This window comes from Cyanobium sp. NS01 (genome assembly GCF_014280235.1).
Lineage (GTDB): Bacteria > Cyanobacteriota > Cyanobacteriia > PCC-6307 > Cyanobiaceae > NIES-981.
This window is the reverse complement of record NZ_CP047940.1, coordinates 713,329-728,412: the sequence shown is the minus strand read 5'-3', so window position 1 is coordinate 728,412 and position 15,084 is coordinate 713,329. Positions and strand designations below refer to the sequence as shown.

Annotated in this window: 15 protein-coding genes; 7 read left to right on the top strand and 8 right to left on the bottom strand. The window is 71.6% G+C overall.

The features are described from left to right. Positions 1 to 17 precede the first annotated feature (17 nt). The 4 genes from CyaNS01_RS03675 to lipB form a co-directional block, all read right to left on the bottom strand. The gene (locus CyaNS01_RS03675) at positions 18 to 1,391 is read right to left on the bottom strand and encodes a dihydrolipoamide acetyltransferase family protein (protein WP_186698964.1); all 1,374 of its coding nucleotides are present in this window, start codon (positions 1,389 to 1,391) and stop codon (positions 18 to 20) included. Between the two features lie 29 nt (positions 1,392 to 1,420). Beyond that, a complete protein-coding gene (locus tag CyaNS01_RS03670; RefSeq protein WP_186698962.1) occupies positions 1,421 to 1,864 on the bottom strand; it encodes a YlqD family protein in 444 nt (147 codons plus the stop codon). A gap of 61 nt (positions 1,865 to 1,925) precedes the next feature. Continuing rightward, positions 1,926 to 3,917: an AMP-binding protein gene (locus tag CyaNS01_RS03665; protein ID WP_225875784.1), complete on the bottom strand. Its 1,992-nt coding sequence runs from the start codon at positions 3,915 to 3,917 to the stop codon at positions 1,926 to 1,928. 26 nt (positions 3,918 to 3,943) lie between these two features. After that, complete coding sequence (gene lipB, locus CyaNS01_RS03660) at positions 3,944 to 4,624, bottom strand: lipoyl(octanoyl) transferase LipB (protein WP_186698958.1); 681 nt, start codon at positions 4,622 to 4,624, stop codon at positions 3,944 to 3,946. A gap of 54 nt (positions 4,625 to 4,678) precedes the next feature. Here lipB and hpf point away from each other — a divergent pair, with 54 nt between their 5' ends. From hpf to CyaNS01_RS03630, 5 genes are read left to right on the top strand one after another with little or no spacing between them, the layout of a single operon-like run. Further along, entirely contained in the window at positions 4,679 to 5,266 is a 588-nt protein-coding gene (gene hpf / locus CyaNS01_RS03655) for a ribosome hibernation-promoting factor, HPF/YfiA family (RefSeq protein ID WP_186698956.1), read from the top strand. After that, positions 5,263 to 5,937 carry a deoxyribose-phosphate aldolase gene (gene deoC, locus CyaNS01_RS03650; RefSeq protein WP_186698954.1) on the top strand — a complete coding sequence of 225 codons (675 nt, stop codon included), beginning with the start codon at positions 5,263 to 5,265 and terminating at the stop codon, positions 5,935 to 5,937. The genes hpf and deoC overlap by 4 nt, the downstream gene beginning before the upstream one ends. Positions 5,938 to 5,944: 7 nt before the next feature. Then, positions 5,945 to 6,739, top strand: a complete 795-nt coding sequence (recO, locus tag CyaNS01_RS03645) for a DNA repair protein RecO (protein ID WP_186698952.1) — start codon at positions 5,945 to 5,947, stop codon at positions 6,737 to 6,739. A gap of 17 nt (positions 6,740 to 6,756) precedes the next feature. Further along, positions 6,757 to 8,166 (top strand): MFS transporter, encoded by a 1,410-nt coding sequence (locus tag CyaNS01_RS03640; protein WP_186698950.1) that lies wholly within the window; start codon positions 6,757 to 6,759, stop codon positions 8,164 to 8,166. 26 nt (positions 8,167 to 8,192) lie between these two features. Continuing rightward, the gene (locus CyaNS01_RS03630; protein ID WP_225875783.1) at positions 8,193 to 9,527 is read left to right on the top strand and encodes a glycosyltransferase family 4 protein; all 1,335 of its coding nucleotides are present in this window, start codon (positions 8,193 to 8,195) and stop codon (positions 9,525 to 9,527) included. A 12-nt stretch (positions 9,528 to 9,539) separates the two neighbouring features. Here the strand turns inward: CyaNS01_RS03630 and CyaNS01_RS03625 are convergent, their stop codons facing one another. The 4 genes from CyaNS01_RS03625 to CyaNS01_RS03610 form a co-directional block, all read right to left on the bottom strand. Further along, positions 9,540 to 10,913 (bottom strand): 1-acyl-sn-glycerol-3-phosphate acyltransferase, encoded by a 1,374-nt coding sequence (locus CyaNS01_RS03625; protein WP_186698948.1) that lies wholly within the window; start codon positions 10,911 to 10,913, stop codon positions 9,540 to 9,542. A gap of 15 nt (positions 10,914 to 10,928) precedes the next feature. Beyond that, complete coding sequence (gene pyrF / locus CyaNS01_RS03620) at positions 10,929 to 11,690, bottom strand: orotidine-5'-phosphate decarboxylase (RefSeq protein WP_225875896.1); 762 nt, start codon at positions 11,688 to 11,690, stop codon at positions 10,929 to 10,931. 98 nt (positions 11,691 to 11,788) lie between these two features. Continuing rightward, entirely contained in the window at positions 11,789 to 13,054 is a 1,266-nt protein-coding gene (tyrS, locus tag CyaNS01_RS03615; protein ID WP_186698945.1) for a tyrosine--tRNA ligase, read from the bottom strand. Between the two features lie 82 nt (positions 13,055 to 13,136). Continuing rightward, on the bottom strand, positions 13,137 to 13,460 hold the full coding sequence (locus tag CyaNS01_RS03610) for a DUF1825 family protein (protein WP_186698943.1): 324 nt from the start codon (positions 13,458 to 13,460) through the stop codon (positions 13,137 to 13,139). A 178-nt stretch (positions 13,461 to 13,638) separates the two neighbouring features. Between CyaNS01_RS03610 and CyaNS01_RS03605 the strand changes: the two genes are divergently transcribed. Beyond that, positions 13,639 to 14,340, top strand: coding sequence for a response regulator transcription factor (locus CyaNS01_RS03605; protein ID WP_186698941.1), 702 nt, complete (start codon positions 13,639 to 13,641; stop codon positions 14,338 to 14,340). 45 nt (positions 14,341 to 14,385) lie between these two features. Further along, positions 14,386 to 15,081: a helix-hairpin-helix domain-containing protein gene (locus CyaNS01_RS03600; RefSeq protein ID WP_186698939.1), complete on the top strand. Its 696-nt coding sequence runs from the start codon at positions 14,386 to 14,388 to the stop codon at positions 15,079 to 15,081. The last annotated feature ends 3 nt before the right edge of the window (positions 15,082 to 15,084 follow it).

The following is a 15,084-nucleotide window of genomic DNA, read 5'->3' as shown; positions in this document are numbered from 1 at the left end:
TCCAGTGGCCGATGGGATCAGAGGGCCAGGCTCTCGGTGTTGGTTTCGATCAACAGGGCCAGATCCTTGAGGAAGGCGGCGGCGTGGGCTCCGTAGATGGTGCGGTGGTCGCAGGTGAGATTCACCTGCATCTGATGGGCCACGCGGATTGAGCCGTCCTTGTTGGCCACTACACAGGGACGCGACGCCGCCACCGCCAGGATGGCGCCCGTGCCAGGCGGCAGGATCGCGTCGAAGCGATCCACCCCGAACATGCCCAGGTTGCTGAGCGTGAAGGTGCCGCTGCTGTACTCCTCGGGCTGCAGCTGCTTGCTGCGGGCCCGGGCCACCAGATCGGCCCAGCTGCGGCCCAGGGCGTAGATGTCGGTGGTGTCGGCGTGGGCCAGCACGGGGGTGATCAAACCACCGTCTTCCATCGCCACAGCCACGGCCACGTTCACGGCGGTGGGATACACCATGGCGCTGCCATCGGCCGAGGTGGCGGCGTTCACCTGGGGGTGGCGGGCCAGGGTCAAGGCCACGGCCTTGGCGATCAGCACCGTGGTGGTGACCCCTTTGCTCTTCACCTGCCGGGTGAGGGCATCGAGCTTGGTGGTGGTGATCGTGTAGCCCACCCGGTAGGTGGGCACGGCCAGGCTGGCCACCATGTTGCGGTTGACCGCGCTCTGGAGGGTGTTGAAGGCCACGGCCTCGCCAGGCCGGCCAAAGCTCTGGCCCACCGCCGTGGGCGCCCCTGGGGCCGTGGCCCCTGCCCCGGCAGCCCCGCTGCCATTGGCGGCGGCCACGGCGGGCCCGGTGCCCTCCGCCACCCGCGGCACACTCACCGGCTGGCCACTGGCGGCCAGCACGTCCTCGGCCTGAATGCGGCCATGGGGACCGCTGCCCCGCAGGCCATTGAGGTCCACCCCCAGCTGACCCGCCAGCTTTCTGGCACGGGGCGAGGCCACCACCCGGCCAGTGGCGACAGGGGCTGCCAGCGGAACAGCCTGGGGCGCAGGCGCCGCCACAGTTGCCGCGCTGGTCACCGGAACGGGGGCCGCTGCGGGGGCCGCCGCAGGGGGAGCCGGGGCTGCAGGGGCCTCAGGGGCAGGAGCGGGCGCGGCCGGTGAGGCGGCGGGAGCCGCCGCGGCCACGGCGGCGATGTCGGCCTCGCTCTCCACGATCAGGCCGATCGTTTCACCCACCGGCGCCGTGCCACCGGCCGGCATCAGCACGGCGGCCAGGAAGCCCTCCTGGAAGGCCTCCACGTCCATGTCGGCCTTGTCGCTCTCCACCACGAGCACCGATTCGCCCCGCTCGACCCGATCGCCGGGCTGCTTGAGCCACTCCACGATCTTGCCCTCCGTCATGGTGGAGGAGAGGGCGGGCATGAAGATTTCGTGGGTGGCCAACGGGGTGCGCCGCGCGGAATGGGCGGATTTTACGAGGCGCCTTCCACCGCTTCGATCACGCCATCGCGCACCAGCACCGAGGCCTGCAGTTTTTCCACCAGGTTGTCGCCCACCTGCACCGTGCAGAAGCTCTCCAGCTGCCCCTGCTCCACGATCTGCTCCATCTCCAGCTCGCGCACCTGGCGTTGCTGCTCCAGCATCTGGCGCTTCTGTTCCTCGAGCTCGGAGCGCTTCGCCGCCACCTGCTGCTGCACTGACCCCACCTGCTCCTGCACCCGGGGGTCGAGGGGGTTGGCGCTCTGGCGGCGGATCTCATCGATCACCTGCTGCCCCTCCTGCTCCAGCTGGGCCAGCTGGGCGTCGCTGGCGGCGAGGCCATTGCTCAGTTCCCGCTCCGCATCCTCCTTCCAGCGCGGGGTGACCACAGCGCGCACGGTGATGGAGCGCTTGATCGAAAGACTGGCGTCGGCCATGGGGGAAGGGATGCAGCAGTCAGGTTGTCAGCGCGGCGGGTGCTGGTCAACCGACGGACGCTCAGTGGGGCCGATACAGCGCCTCGATCGCGGCGGCATCGCGGCTGGCGATGCGGTCACGGCGCTGCTTGAGGGTCTGGGTGAGCAGGCCGTTGTCGAGGCTGAAGGGCTGCACCAGCGCCACCCCCCCCAGCCGCTCCTCGGGCCGGGAGCCTGGCCGGGCAGCCAGCAGGCGGTTGCACTCACGGGTCAGGGCCCGCAGCAGGGCCGGCTCCGCCGGCTGCCCCTGAGCCCAAGTGAGGCCCGCCTCGGCCGCGAACGCCACCAGCTGCTCGGGCCGGGGCACCAGCAGGGCCCCCAGCTGCTTGCGGTCCTGCCCCACCAGCATCACCTGCTCCAGCAGCGGACTGGCCACCAGGGCATCCTCCAGGGGGCCGGGCTCGATGTTCTCACCGCTGCTGAGCACGATCGTGTCCTTGGCCCGGCCGGTGAGCACCAGGGAGCCATCGGGCAGCAGATGGCCCAGATCCCCCGTGTCGAACCAGCCCTCGGCGTCCAGCACACGGGCGCTGGCCTCGGGCTTGTGCCAGTAGCCCCCCATCACCTGGGGGCCGCGGGCCAGCACCAGCCCCCGCTGCCCCAGGGTCAGGGGCCGATGACTCTCGGGGTCGGCCACTCTGATCGCCGTGCCCGGCAGGGGCTGGCCGGCGCTGCCGCGGCGATTGGCCCAGGGGCGGCGGCAGGTGAGCACCGGGCTGGTCTCGGTGAGGCCGTAGCCCACCAGCAGCTCGATGCCGATCGCCTCGAAGAAGCCATCCACGTGCAGGGCGAGGGCACCACCACCGCTGATCGCCGTGCGCAGCCGTCCGCCCACCAGCTGGGTGCGCACCTTCGGCCACAGCACCGCGCCGGCCAGACGATGCAGCGGCCAGCGCAGCAGCGCCTCGAGGGCGGCCCAGGCCCGGCTCGCCGGCGGCTCGGGGCTGAGGGTGAGATCGAGCATGCGGCGACGGGCCAGCCCCTGGGCGCGGCTGTTGGCCAGGGCGGCGCCGATCAGCCGCTGGCGGGGGGCCGGCATGCTGCGCAGGGCGTCCTCGAAGCCCGCCAGGATCGCCTCCCACAGCCGTGGCACGCTGATCAGATAGTGAGGTTGCACCCGCTGCAGGTCGGGCCGCAGCTGCTTGAGCGTGGTGTAGGTCTGGTGGCAGCCGCAGGCCAGCAGGAAGTACTCGGCGCTGCGCTCATAGGAATGCCAGATCGGCAGCACGCTCACCACCCGGTCGCCGGGCTGGGGCGTGACGGCCACGCCCAGGTGGCGCAGCTGGTGCAGCAGGTTGGCGTGGCTGAGCGGCACACCCTTCGGCTGGCCTGTGGTGCCGGAGGTGTAGAGGATCGTGGCCAGGGCCTGGGGATCGGCCGGTGGCGGCGGGGCCGGCCGGCCGGCCGCCAGGGCTTCAGCACCCCGCCGGGCCAGCTCCTGCCAACCCATCAGCGCCGTGCCTGAGGGGGTTGCGCCGGCAGGCGGCTCCCCCTCGATCAGCACCACGAAGCGCAACGCCGCCAGAGCGGCTGGCGGCAGCTCGAGCTGCCGCCACAGGGCCGCCGACTCCACCACCAGGCCGATGGCGCCGGAGTCCTCCAGGATGTAACGCAGCTCCTCCACCGGAGCGGCGCTGCCGCGCACGGCATCGGCAGCACCGCAGCGCATCAGCCCCTGGTCGGCCTGCAGCCAGCGGCTGCCGTTCTCGGCAAAGATCGCCACCACGTCACCGCTGGCCACGCCCAGGGCCGCAAAGCCTGCCGCCAGCTGCTCAATCCGCTCCTGGAGCTGGCGGTAGCTCAGCGACTCGGGCACCGCCGCATGGGGGGCCTCCAGGGCCGGCGCATCGCCGTAGCGCTCGGCCAGCAGCGGCCAGAGGCCGTGAATCCCGCTGAGCTGGCTCCAGTCGCTGTGCAGGGCCAGGGCCTGCTGGTCGCGACGGCTGCCGCTCCAGTGGATCTCGGCAAGCTCAGGAGCGACCTCAGGAGCGGCAGATGAGGGAGCTGGCGACACGGGCTCTGCCCAGAGAGTCACCATCGTTACCATCCCTGGAGCTGTTCGTGGGACGCCGGGGGGCGCAGGTTCAGCTGGAACCGCTGGGCGAAGGCCGCCAGCAGCGGGGCGCGCAGCCCCGCGGCCGTGAGGCTGGGATCCAGGTCGGCGAGCCGACCCACGCGCTGATCGGCGAGGCCGCACGGCACCACCGCCTCGAAGCCCGCCAGATCGGCCTCCACGTTCAGGGCCAGGCCGTGCTGGCTGATCCAGCGCCGGGCCCCCACCCCGATCGCCGCCACCTTGCGGCCCTCCAGCCACACGCCGGTGAGCCCCTCGATGCGCTCACCACGCAGGGCCAAGCCCGCCAGCAGGTCGATCACCACCTGCTCCAGCTGGCGCAGATAGAGGTGCAGGTCGGCCCCGTGGCGGCGCAGGTTGAGCACCGGGTAGAGCACCAGCTGGCCCGGGGTGTGGTGGGTCACCTCGCCGCCGCGGTCGATGCGGTGCAAGGGGAAGGGCAGGGCGCTGGGGGAACAGCGCAGGAAGGCCTCGGAGGCTCCGCGCCCCAGGGTGTAACAGCTTTGGTGCTCCAGCAGCAGCACGGCATCGGGTCCCTCAGGGGCAACCAGCAGGCGCTGCTGCAGCTGCCGCTGGGCCCGCCAGGCCGGCTCGAACGCCACTGGAAGGCGGGATTCAAAAAGGATTGCGTCGAGCGGGGGGGGCACCGGCAGGCGTTCCTAGCGTGGGGATGAACCAGCAACGGAGCCGGCTGCTATCTGATGAAACTGCTGATCCATGGCCGCAATCTTGAAGTCACCCCCGCCATCCGGGAGTACACCGAAACCAAACTGACCCGAGCCATCAGCCACTTTGAGGGCATGGTCAAGGAGGCTGACGTGCACCTCTCGGTGGCCCGCAACCCCCGCGTGCCCCAACAGATCGCCGAGGTGACGATGTTCGCCAACGGCACCGTGATCCGGGCCCAGGAGCACAGCGACAACCTCTACGCCAGCATCGACCTGGTGGCCAGCAAGCTCACCCGTCAGCTGAACCGCTACAAGGAGCGCATCCACGAGCGCCATCAGGGCCCGGTGCATCGCTCCGCCCGCGACGAGGAGGCCGGTGCCGCCGCCCTGCCACCCCCCGGCGGCAGCCTCACCGATGGCAAGGAGCCGGAACTCCCCAACCGCGGCGTGCGGCGCAAGTACTTCTCCATGCCGCCCATGACCCTGGATGAGGCCACCCACCAGCTGGAGTTGATCGACCACGACTTCTACGTGTTCCGGGAGGCCGAGACGGGGCAGATCCAGGTGGTGTATCACCGCAACCATGGGGGCTTCGGGGTGATCCAGCCGAAGGAGGCGTGAGCCGCGAACGCCCCGATCTCATCCCCCTGATCGAGCACGCCCTGCTGGATCCCCTGCAGGGCAGCGAGGCCATCCAGCAGGGCTGCGATCAGGCCCGCCACTACGGCTTCGCCGGCCTGTGCGTGGCCTCACGCTGGGTGGATGAGGCCCGCCAGCGCCTGCCGCTGGCGAGCTCGGGCCGCGGCTCCGGGCCGCGCCTGATTGCCGTGGTGGGATTCCCGTTCGGAGCGGTGCCCACCGCCGTGAAACGGGCCGAGGCCGAGGCCGCCGCCGCCGCCGGGGCCGACGAGCTCGATGTGGTGCCCGACTTCGGCGCCCTGGCCGACCGGGACAGCGCCAGGGTGCTCGATGAGCTCTCGGCCCTCTGCGAGCTCGGGCTGCCCGTGAAGGTGACCCTGGAGGCGGGGCGCCTGGAGCCCGAGGCCCTGGCCCTGCTGGTGGAAATCAGCATCGATGCCGGCGCCCGCTTCCTCAAGAGCGGCGCCGGCTTCGGGCCGCCGGTGACCGCGGCCCTGGTGGCCCAGCTGCGCGACCTGGCCCGGGGCCGGGCCGGCATCCAGGCCTCCGGCGGCATCAGCGGCCTCGAGCAGGCCGTGGAGCTGGTGGAGGCTGGCGCCAGCCGCCTGGGCACCAGCCGGGGGGTGGCCCTCGCCCTGGCCCAGAAGAGCTGAGGCGCCTGTGGCTGAGGAACGGCTGGACAGCCTGGCCCTGAGCAGCAGGCCCCTGGGAGAGAGCGACCGCCTGCTCACTGTGCTCAGTGAGGCGCACGGGCTCAGCCGCCTGGCCGTGCCCGGGGCCCGCAAACCCCGCAGCAGCCTGGCGGCGGCCGTGCCCCTTGCCCATCTGCAGCTGCAGGTGGGTGGACGCAGCGGCCTGCGACGGGTGCGCCAACTACGGGTGCTGCACAACTACAGCCAGCTGGCCCAGCGCCTGGAGACCCTCGCAGCCGCCCAGGCCCTGGCTGAACTCTGCATGGCCCTGGTGCCCACAGACGAGCCGGTGCCGGGCATGCTCACCACCGTGCTGATGCATCTGGGTCGGCTGGAGCTGCTGGTGCGCGATCGCAGCGACAACCTGGAGGCCCTCGCCGTGGCCGTGCAGGCGGCAGTGCACGTGCTGGCCCTCGGCGGCTACGCCCTGCCCCTGAGCAGCTGCTGCCGCAGCGGGGCGCCCCTGGACCCTCCCGTGGGCACCTGGGAGTGGCGCTGCAGCCTGCTGCCCGGCGAGGGCTTCGCGATCGGCGCCATCGCCGGAGCCAGGGTGGTGCTGAATGCCTCCGAACTGGCCCTGCTGCAACGGCTGCCGCGGGCCACCCTGCCCCGCCGCCGCGACGGGGCCCTGATGGGCCCCCAAGTCGTGTGGCTGCACCTGCTGGAGCTGCTGGAGTGCTGGTGCGGCGAGCATCTGAGCCGGCGCCCCCGATCCTTCCGGCTGCTGCGGCAGGGGATTGAAACCGCCTCCGGACCGCCCTGAAACGGCCCTGAGCCATCATGGGCAGCCGTGCTCGGGGCCAATCCAGCTTGACCGGCAGTCCAGAGGGCTCCCCTGTGAGCAGGGGGCCGGGCCCAGGCAGGACGAGATCAGGGATCCAGGCCGTGCTGGCCTTGCCCGACTTCCGCCTGCTCTGGCTGGGGCAGATCTTCTCCCAGCTGGCCGACAAGTTCTACATCGTGCTGATGGTGTTCCTGATCGCCCAGACCTGGGTGCGCGGTACGCCGGATGCCAACCCCGCCCTGGCCGAGGCCGCCACGGCGATGCGGATGGATCTGCCCGAGACCAGGGCCCAGATGATCACGCTGCTGGCCACGGGCATCTACGTGGCCAACACCCTGCCCGCGATGCTGCTGGGCACCGTGGCCGGCGTCTGGGCCGACCGCTGGCCCAAGCGCACCGTGATGGTGGCCTCCAATGGCCTGCGGGCAGCGCTGGTGCTGTTCGTGCCCTTCTGTCTGGTGGACAGCCCGCTGTGGCTGGGGCTGAGCGTGGGCTACTGGGGCCTGGTGCTGATGACCTTTCTGGAATCGGTGCTCACCCAGTTCTTTGCGCCGGCTGAGCAGGCCGCCATCCCCCAGCTGGTGCCGAGCCAGCACCTGCTGGCGGCCAATTCCCTCTATCAGGCCACCAGCATGGCGGCCACCATCGTGGGCTTTGCCCTCGGCGATCCGATCCTGCGGCTGCTGCAGCGGGTCCTGGCCGGGATCGGCATCGAGGGGGGTGAATTCCTGTTGCTGCCCGCCTGCTACGGCATCGCGGCCCTCTCGATCTCCCGCATCCGCTGGCGGGAATCGCCCCGGCCGGTGGCCCGCACGTCGGTGCTGTCAGAGATCCGCCAGGGACTGGCCGTGGTGCGGGAGCGGCCGCCGGTGGCCCGGGCCATGGGCCAGCTGGTGCTGCTCTACAGCCTGCTGGCGGCCCTCTACGTGCTGGCCATCAGCCTGGCCTCGGCGGTGCCGGGGCTCGGTCCAACCCGTTTCGGCACGCTGCTGGCCATGAGTGGCCTGGGATTGGGGATCGGCGCCCTGGCCGTGGCCCAGCTGGGTCAGCGGCTGCCGCGCCGCAGCCTGGCCGCCGCCGGCCTGGGCACGATTGGCTGGAGCCTGCTGCTGCTGGGCCAGCTGCGCGGCAGTCTCGTGTTCACCCTGCTGCTCTGCGGCGTGCTGGGGGTCGGCGCCGCGATGCTGGCGATCCCGGCCCAGACCACGATCCAGGAAGACACCCCCGAGGCGATGCGGGGCAAGGTGTTCGGCCTGCAGAACAACCTGATCAACATCGCCCTGAGCCTGCCCCTGGTGCTCGCCGGTGCGGTGGTGAGCCGCTGGGGTCTGCTGCCGGTGCTGTGGGCGCTGGCCTCGATCGCCCTGGTGGCGGCCCTGGCCGAGCAGCCCTGGCGCCGCTGGTAGCGTCAGGGGAAGACGCGCGAGGCTGGGTGGCTCAGATTGCCTGGCTAGGCAAGAAATCTCCCTTCTGCGGCAACGTCACCTACGGCCTCACCACGACGTATGCCCTGCGGGAGCGCGGCCACGGCGTGAGCTTCATCCACTTCGACACCCCTGCTGCCCAGCTCGGGCGCCCTGGGGTCGAGCCCGGTGGCCTGTCGCCTGAGGCCGTCGGTCGCTGGGGGGGCTCGAACCTGAGGCGCCGCGGGCAGCGCAGCCGTGCTGGTGGTGCCGGGGGCAGGCTGGGGGACGGGGCAGTGCTGGACCTGCCGGAGGCGGTGCATGACCTGGGCCCGGTAGGGGCGCCTTCCCCAGGCGGGACGGACCCGGAGGTGATCCTCTCCTACCTGGTGAAATCCCAGGTGTACACGATTCCCTCACCCGGGGCCCAGCGGGAGTTGCGGGAGTCGCTGGAGCGGCTGCGCCCCGATCTGGTGCACGCCAGCCTCACCCTGTCCCCGCTCGACTTCCGGCTGCCGGACCTCTGCCAGCAGCTGGGCCTGCCGCTGGTGGCCACCTTCCATCCGGCCTTTGACGCCAGCCTGCGCAACCTCACGGCCGGCACCCAGCAACTCACCTACCAGCTTTACGCCCCCGCCCTGGCTCGCTTCGACCGGGTGATCGTGTTCTCCGATCGCCAGGCAGAGGTGCTGATGCGGCTGGGGGTGAGGCCCGAACGCCTCGCCGTGATCCCCAACGGCGTGGACAGCGACACCTGGACGCCCGCTCCAGCCGCTCCCTCCAAAGAACTGCAGGCCCTGCGCCACCAGTTCGGCGGCAGCCGCGTGTTCCTGTACATGGGCCGGATGGCCACCGAGAAGAACGTGGAGGCCCTGCTCAGGGCCTGGCGGCTGGTGCGCCCCACTGGCTGCAGGCTCGTGATCGTCGGTGATGGGCCCCTGCGGGCCGCCCTCCAGGGCGCCTCCCAGGACGATGACGTGGTGTGGTGGGGCTACGAGCCCAACCTGGCCACCCGGGTGGCGCTGCTGCAGCTGGCCGAAGTGTTCCTGCTGCCCTCCCTGGTGGAGGGCCTCTCCCTGGCCCTGCTGGAGGCCATGGCCTGTGGCACGGCCTGCATCGCCACCGATGCCGGCGCCGATGGCGAGGTGCTGGATGGCGGGGCCGGCATCGTGATCAGCACCCAGGGGGTGACCACCCAGCTGCGCACCCTGCTGCCGGTCCTGCGGGACCAGCCCGTGCTCACCACCGAGCTGGGGCGGCGGGCGCGGGCCCGGGTGCTGGAGCGCTACACCCTCAGCCGCAATCTCGACGCCCTCGAGCGGCTCTACGGGGAGCTGATCGGCAAGCCCACGTTGGCGGCCTGATCCCCAACCCCCTCAGCCCCTGGCCCCATCGGCACCGGCTTGAAGCAGCGTGGCTTCGAGTCCCTGCCGCACCTGGGCGGTGAGGGCCTCAACCGATCGGCGGCGATCGCGTCGATAGGCCGCATAGCGCTCCGTGACCTCGATCGGGGCCTGCACCTGCAGCCGTGCCCGGCTGCGGCCCAGCGACGGCGGCGAGGCCCCCGGGCGGCCTTCGATCCAGGCCACGGCCCGCCAGAGGATCTGCAGCACCTCGGCGTAGCGATCCGGCGTGGGTGCCTCGGCCACGTAGTGACCGCTGATGGCCGCAAACGGCTCCACCAGGTGCATGTGCTCCAGGCAGAGGCTGGCCTCGGCGGCGGTCCAGTCGGCCAGGCCCAGGGCCACCGGTGAGAGCTGCTGGCCATCGCTGCGGTAGATCCGCTCCCAACCGGCCTGCTCGATGCGGCGGCAACGCTCCTGCAGCGTGCCCTGGGGCCTGAGCCCGAAGCGGGCCTCAGCCAAGCCGAGCATGGCCTCCCGCAGCCGCGCCAGGCGATCGACGAAGGGGGCGTTGGCATCGAACACCAGCCCATGGGCCTGCCGGTAGAACACCTCCATGGCCCCCAGCAGGGCCGTGGACACTGCCTGCAGCCGCCCATAGCGCCGCGCCTCGGGCGACGGGAAGGCGGGATCGCCCGCGGCGGGGGCAGCCACCCCCAGCTGCCGCTCCAGCAGCAGCAGCAGCTCGTCGATGCGCGGCCAGCTGGGCCGCAGCAGCTCGTAGCGCACACCGATGGGCACGATCAGCACCCGCTCGTCGCGCCCCGCCGCCGCCAGGTCATCACAGGTCCAGAAGGCGATCTGGGCCAGCCCCGGTTCCAGGGGAGCGATCAGATCCCCATGTTCATTGGTGGCCCCCTCCGGGGCGATGGCCAGGGGGAAGGGGCCCCGGGCCGCCACGTCCCGGGCGAGGCGGAGGGCCTGGCGATCGAGCTTGCCGCGCTGGATCGGGATGCCCCCCAGCCGGCTCAGCAGCCAGCCCACCGCGGCGCCGGCCCAGAGCGGCACACCCCGGTCGTAGAGAAACTGGGCATGGCAGGGCTGGGGCAGCCGCAGGCCCTGGCGGCGGGCCTGGCGCGGCAGGGCACACCAGAACAGCCAGGCCAGCACCAGGGGGTCGCGAGTGCTCGGGTGGCGGAAGGCCAGCAGCAGCCGCAGCTCACCGCGCTGGTGGGCCTGGAACAGCCTGGCGAGGTCGTCGCCGCCGGCCACCTCGATGCGCCACACCCCCTGGCAGCGGTGCAGCAGGGGCAGCAGACCGCGCAGCAGCAGCCGCACCCAGGGCCGGCGCATCGGCGGGATGAAGCGGAGCGGGGGCTGGACCCCCCCGACGTGCAGACGGGGCATGAGACAGGCCTCGACTCAGGACAGCTCAGCGCAACAGGTGGCGAAGGCCGCCGCCGGATCAGGCACCGCGGTGATGGGCCGGCCGATCACCAGCTGGCTGGCCCCGGCGGCCAAGGCCTCAGCCGGCGTCAGCACCCGCCGCTGGTCGCCGGCGGGAGAGCCTGCAGGCCGGATGCCCGGGGTCACCAGATGAAAGGGCCGGGGATGGGCCTGCCGCAGGGCCGCCACCTCCAGGGGAGAGCACACGGCACCGGCGATGCCGGCAGCGGCGGCGAGCCGGGCCAGTTGCAGGACGTAGGGCTCCAGGGGGGTCTCGATGGCCAGCTCGGTGCGGAAGCGCTGCGCCTCCCAGCTGGTGAGCACGGTCACGGCCAGCAGGGAGGGAGCGCCCAGGCCGGCCCCCTCTGCTCCCTCGGCGGCGCCGGCCTGGGCAGCGGCGAGGGCCTCGGCCCCGGCGCAGGCATGCACGGTGATCAGCTGCGCTCCCAGGGCCGCCGCGCTGCGACAGGCCCCGGCCATGGTGGCCGGGATGTCGTGCAGTTTGAGATCGAGAAACACCGACAGGCCCTCGTCCCGCAGACGACGGACCACCTGGGGACCGGCCGACACGAACAGCTCCAGACCCACCTTCACCCAGCGCAGGCCGGGGATGGCGATGGCCAGGGCCAGGGCCTCCCCGGCCTGGAGGCCATCGAGGGCCACGATGATCTGCTCGGCAGGTTCCTGGTGGCCCGGAGCCGGGCTCGGCGAGGCAGCGTGCCAGGAAGCAACGGCCAGGGTGGGATCGACGCTCACCGGCAGTGGCGGAGGCTGAGCCGCACCCTAGGTGGGTCGGAGCACCGGGCTCGGGCCAGGGCGTCCTGATCCAGAGCGGCTCAGCCCGGCACCAGGCGCCGGAAGGTCTTTCTGCCGAGCTGCAGCACCCTGCCGGCCAGGTCGTCGGGCGCGGCGAAGGTCTGGTTGGGGTCGGAGAGCTTCTCGCCATCGAGCCGCACGCCACCGCCCTGGATCTGGCGACGGGCCTCGCTGCTGCTGGCACAGAGGCCAAGAGCCCGCAGCAGGTAGAAGGCCGTCGCCGGGAAGCTCACGGCCGCCAGGGAGGCCTCCGGCACCTGAGCCGCCTCGGCCCCGGCCACCAGCGCAGCGGCATCCCGCTGGGCCTGCTCAGCGGCCGCCAGACCATGCCGCTGGGCGGTGATCGCCAGGGCCATGGCCTGCTGGCGCTCTCGGCAGCCGGCGCCCAGGGCAGCGGGATCGAGATCGGTGAGCAGCGTGAGGTAATCCCCCACCAGGGCATCGGGAAGCTTCTCCAGCTTCGCGTACATCGACAGCGGGTCCTCGTCGAGACCCACGGTGTTGCCCAGGCTCTTGCTCATCTTCTGCACCCCGTCGAGGCCCGGAAGGATCGGCAACAGCAGGCCGAACTGGGGGCGCTGGCCGAAGTGGCGCTGCAGGTCGCGCCCCATGGCCACGTTGAACTTCTGGTCGGTGCCGCCCAGCTCCAGATCGGCCTGGATCGCCACGGAATCGTAGCCCTGCAGCAGCGGGTAGAGGAATTCGTGCAGGGAAATCGGCGTGCCGGAGCCGTAGCGCCTGGAGAAGTCGTCCTTGGCCAGCATCTGGCCCACGGTGGAGGTGGCGAGCAGGTCGATCACGGCGGGGAGATCGAGATCGGCCAGCCACTCGCCGTTGCGGCGCACTTCCAGCCGCCCTGGGGTGTCGAAGTCGAGCAGGGAGCGTTCCGGGGGCTGGCCCTGGCCCAGCTGGCTCAGGTAAGTGGCGGCATTGGCTTCCACGGCGGCAGCACTGAGCTGCACCCGGGTTGCGCTCTTGCCGGTGGGGTCACCGATCCGGGCCGTGAAGTCCCCCAGGATCAGCACCGCCGTGTGGCCGGCGTCCTGGAAGGCCCGCAGCTTGCGGAACAGGATCGCGTGGCCCAGGTGGATGTCGGTGCCCGTGGGGTCGATGCCCAGCTTGATCCTCAGCGGGCGTCCCTCCCGCTCGGCCTCCTGCAGGCGCAGGGCCAGACAGTTGTCTGCATCCGGGTCCGCTCCCGCAGACGTCGCGGGAGCGACGGCTGGGAACAGGTCGGCGAGGCCCCGCTCCAACCAGGTCGGAAGCTCCACTGTGTGCTCAGCCATCGACCTGCCCCGCTCAGCGGCGGATCGTAGGCAGGCCCCGGGCCCCGGCACTGCCTCAGCTGGAAGCGGAGGCCATGGCTGGTCAGGTCTGGGCTTCGAGCTGGCCCTTCATCCGCTCCAGGGTGTGGTGCATCTGCTCAAACATCGCTTCCGGCGTGAGACCGAACTGGCCCAGCTGGGTGCGGAGCTGCTCCACCGTGAGCTTGGCCTGGAAGTCCTCCGAGAGCTCGAACCGCTTCATGAACACCCGGTAGCGATCCATCATCGCCTCCATCTGCTCGATGTAGAGCTTCTTGCCTTCGCGATCGAACTTGCCGTAGTCGCCACCGATCTGCATCAGTTGCTGGTAGTCGAGAAACAGCCGCTTGGCCTCGTCCTGGACGATCTCGGAATCGAAGAAGGCCATTGGCTGCCCAGCTCCACGGATCTGCGTGCCTTCAATTGTGAGCAGGAAGGCAGGGCCCTGGGGAGTGTGGATTGGCGTAATCGCCGCATCCTGCGCCGCCAGGACCAACCCTGCAGACAACCCGGCTGAGCGCAGCCAGGATGGGGCCTCAGGCGGCCCTGACCTGAGTTCGCGCCCCGTGGACTACACCCCCAATCTCGACGCCATCCGCGAGCGGGGGCGGCAGGCAGCAGCGCTGCTGAAGGACAGCAGGGTGGTGCTCTGCCTCGGCAACCGGGTGAGCCTGAGCGTGTGGGTGGCGGGGTCGATGGCCTCCAGGGCCGTGGTGGGAGCCGCCACGACGGCAGCGGAGGGCCTGGCCCTGGTGGAGCGGCTTGCCCCCTCCCTGCTGGTGGTGAGCGATCAGCTCGAGCAGGGCAGCGGCATCGGCCTGCTGCTGGCCGTGAAGGCTCGCTGGCCAGACCTGGCCGTGCTGGTGGTGGTGGGGCGGCAGCAGCGGAGACGACAGCTGCGCCAGGCCATGGCGGCCGGCTGCGAGGGGCTGGTGCCCGAGTCCCGCTTCGGCCAGGGAGCCGGGCTGGCCGCCCTGTCCACGATCGCCGGTGGCGGCATCTACCTCGATCGCACCCTGCGCGCCCTGATCCAGGGCTGGGCACCCGGCGAGGGGCCGCTTGAGCTGCTCTCCCCGCGGGAACTGGAGGTGCTCTCCCTGGTGGCCCGGGGCACCAGCAACGCCGAGATCGCCCGCAGCCTCTTCCTCAGCGTCGACACCGTGAAGACCCATCTGCACAACGTGCTGCGCAAGCTGCCGGCCCGGGACCGGGCCCATGCCGCCGTGCTCGGACTCTGCTGGGACCTGATCGACTGGCCTGACCCCTGATCCAGCCGCTAGGTTCGGGCTCACGAAAGCAGATGGCATCCACCCATGGCCAGCAGGCACTGGCTGGACCCCCTGGCGCGGCAGCTGCTGGTGGCCACGGGCCAGATCCCCGCCAGCCCATCGCCCGCGCCTGCTGCTTCCCAGCAGGCGCCGCCCCCGTCCACCTGCTCAGGGGCCTCCCGCGAGGACGAGATCGAGCGGGAGTTGCTGGCCCTGAAGCTGCGCCAGGACCCCTCCCAGCCCCTGCGTGACGCCGACGCTGTGCGCCATGCCGCGGCCCTCGGCTGGCGCCTGGACGTGAACCGGGCCACCGCTGCGGACTGGTGGCGGCTGCCTGGCATCGGTGCAGAGCAGGTGGACCTGCTGCTCAGGCTCCAGGCCGGCGGCATCCAGCTCAGCGATGCAGAAGACCTGCACAAGGCCCTGGGCTGGTCGGCAGCGCAGGTGGCGCCCTGGCTGCCGGTGCTCGCCTTCCGCTGGTACGGCGAGCCCCCCACCAGCCCGGAACGCAGCCGCGTCGACCTGAATCGGGCCAGCGCCTCAACCCTGCTGGCCCTGGGGCTGTCCAGCCAGCAGTCGCAGCGCCTGCAGCGGGAGCGGGCGCGCCGGCCCTTCCAGGACCTGGCTGAGCTGCAGGAGCGACTGCAGCTGCCACCGGCCCTGGTGGAGCGCTGGCTCGGAAGGGTGCGCTTCGGGGCGGGTCCCGCCGGCCCCGTGCTGCCCCCGGGACCCCGGCGCTAGGCG